2 protein-coding genes are annotated in these 2,714 nt (G+C 68.8%); both read left to right on the forward strand.

Going from position 1 to position 2,714, the window contains the following annotated elements:
- Positions 1–689, forward strand: a 689-nt coding sequence (locus D7X99_RS41665) for a phosphopantetheine-binding protein (RefSeq protein ID WP_233614225.1), incomplete at its 5' end; no start/stop codon positions are given.
- 7 nt (positions 690–696) lie between these two features.
- Positions 697–2,714: condensation domain-containing protein (locus D7X99_RS41670; protein WP_158627166.1), on the forward strand; the 2,018-nt coding region annotated here is incomplete at its 3' end.

Raw genomic sequence — 2,714 nt, forward strand, 5'->3', positions numbered from 1 at the left:
TGGGCCGTGCGGACACGCAGGTGAAGGTGAGGGGCTTCCGAATCGAGCTGGGTGAAGTGGAAGGAGCGCTGCGAGCGCACCCGGCGGTGAAGGAAGCGGTGGTGGTGGCCAAGGGCCAGGGCGCGGGCGACAAGCGCCTTGTCGCCTACGTCGTCGGTCATGGCCCCGATTCGCTCGACGTGGGTGAGCTGCGTCGCGCACTCAAGAGCCGACTGCCCGAGTACATGGTGCCCTCGGCGTTCGTGACGCTGGAGGCGCTGCCGCTGACGTCCAACGGCAAGGTGGATCGCAAGGCCCTGCCCGATGTCTCCGGGGCCCGGCCCGCGTCCGAGCACCCCTATGTCGAGCCACGCAGTGACGTGGAGCAGAAGCTGGCGCTCATCCTCGCCGAGATCCTCGGTGTGGCGCGCGTCGGCATCCACGACGATTTCTTCGAGCTGGGAGGCCACTCCCTGCTCGCGACCCGAACCATTTCCCGCATTCGCAGCGAGCTCGGAGTCGAGCTTCCGCTGAGTGCGCTTTTCGAGAACCCGAGCATCGCCCGGCTCTCCGTCCACCTGGTGCAGGCCCAGTCCACCCAGGCGGATCAGGCGGAGCTGGAGCAATTGCTGGCCCTGCTGGAGCAGGACACCAGCGACGACATCGATGCCCTGCTTGCGTCAGGGCAACTGGCTTCAGGCGAGGAATGACATCCCCATGAGCGACATCAACAAGCGTATCGCGGCCCTCTCGCCCGAGAAGCAGGCCCAGCTGCTCCGTCAACTCCGCAAGAAGGACACCCAGGCGGCCCGTCCGGCCATCACCGCGCGCCCGCGCACGGGTGACTCGGCGCCGCTCTCCTTCGCTCAGCAGCGCCTCTGGTTCCTGGATCGCATGGAGCCGGGCACGCCCACGTACAACATGCCGGCGGCCGTGAAGCTCGAGGGCCCGCTCGACGTGGCCGCGCTGGAGCAATGCTTCGCGGAGCTGCTCCGTCGTCACGAGTCGCTGCGGACCATCTTCCGCGACGATGAGGGCCATGCGGTCCAGGTCATCTCGCCGCCGCGCCCGTGCCCGGTGGCCCTGCATGACCTGACGTCGCTGCCCGAGCCCACGCGCGAGCAGGAGGCGCTGCGGCTGGCGCGAGAGGAACAGCAGAAGCCCTTCGACCTCACCCGCGGTCCGCTGCTGCGGGCCACGCTGCTGCGGCTGGGCGAGCGCGAGCACGTGCTGCTCCTGACGATGCACCACATCGTCTCGGACGGCTGGTCCATGGACGTGCTGGTGCGGGAGATGGGGCTGCTGTACGGGGCCTTGTCACGTGGTGAGGCCCCGCGGCTGCCCGAGTCGCCGGTGCAGTACGCCGACTACGCGCTGTGGCAGCGGGAGTGGCTCCAGGGGCCGGTGCTGGAGAATCAGCTCAAGTGGTGGCGCGAGCAGCTCGCCGACGTGACTCCGGTGCTGGAGCTGCCGACGGACAGGCCGCGTCCCTCGGTACAGAGCTTCCGGGGCGCGAGCCGCGAGTCCCTGCTGCCGCGCGCCCTGTACGAGCAGTTGAAGGCGCTGGGGCAGGCGCAGGCGATGTCGCCCTTCATGGTGCTGCTGACCGCGTGGCAGACCCTGCTGTCGCGCTACTCGGGGCAGGAGGACATCTGCGTCGGAACGCCCATCTCCGGCCGGCATCAGTCCGAGCTGGAAGGGCTCATCGGCTTCTTCGTCAACACGCTGGTGGTGCGCACCCGGATCTCCCCCGAGGCGAGCTTCCAGGAGCTGCTGGGCCGCGTGAAGGCCGCGACCGTGGGCGCGTACGCGCACCAGGACGTGCCCTTCGAGAAGCTCGTGGAGGACCTGAAGCCCGCCCGCAACCTGAGTTACTCACCGCTCTTCCAGGTGATGATGAACCTGGAGCAGGCGAAGCCTCCGCGGCTGGAGCTCCCGGGGCTCACGCTTACGCCGATGCCGCAGGCGGATCAGGTCGCGAAGTTCGACCTCGAGCTGCTCTTCAAGGAGGAGCCCGAGGGGCTGCGCGCCGTGCTGGTCTACAGCACGGACTTGTTCGATGCGGCGACGGCGCAGCGGATGCTGGGGCACCTGCGCGTGTTGCTGGAGTCCGCCGCGGCCCACCCCGAGCGTTCGCTCTCCGAGGTGCCGCTGCTGACGGAGGCGGAGCGTCAGCAGGTGCTGAAGGGGTGGAACGCGACGGGGCAGGAGTACGCGCGCGAAAGCAGCATCGCGGAAGAGTTCTCGCGTCAGGTGGAGCAGCGGCCGGACGCGGTGGCGGTGGAGTGCGGAGAAGAGAAGCTGACGTACCGGCAGCTCGATGAGCGAGCCAACCAACTGGCGCACTTGCTGAGAAGCAAGGGAGTTGGAGCCGAGGAGCGGGTGGGGTTGTGCCTGGAGCGCTCGGTGGAGTTGGTGGTGGCGCTGGTGGGCATCGCGAAGTCCGGAGGCGCATACGTGCCGCTGGAGGCGGACTACCCCCAGGCGCGTCTGGAGCAGATGGTGGGCGAGGTGAAGCCGCGGGTGGTGGTGACGCGGCGAGCGCTGGCGGAGAAGCTGCCGGTGCAGGGCGTGGAGTGCGTGCTGCTGGAGGAAGTTGCGGAGAAGTTGGCCCAGCAGCCGAAGCACGCGCCGAGGAGTGGAGTGGGCGGGCGCAACCTGGCGTACATTGACTTCACCTCGGGAAGCACGGGCAAGCCGAAGGGCGTGTGCACGGAGCAGCGGGGCGTGCTGCG

This window comes from Corallococcus sp. AB032C (genome assembly GCF_003668935.1).
GTDB lineage: Bacteria > Myxococcota > Myxococcia > Myxococcales > Myxococcaceae > Corallococcus > Corallococcus exiguus.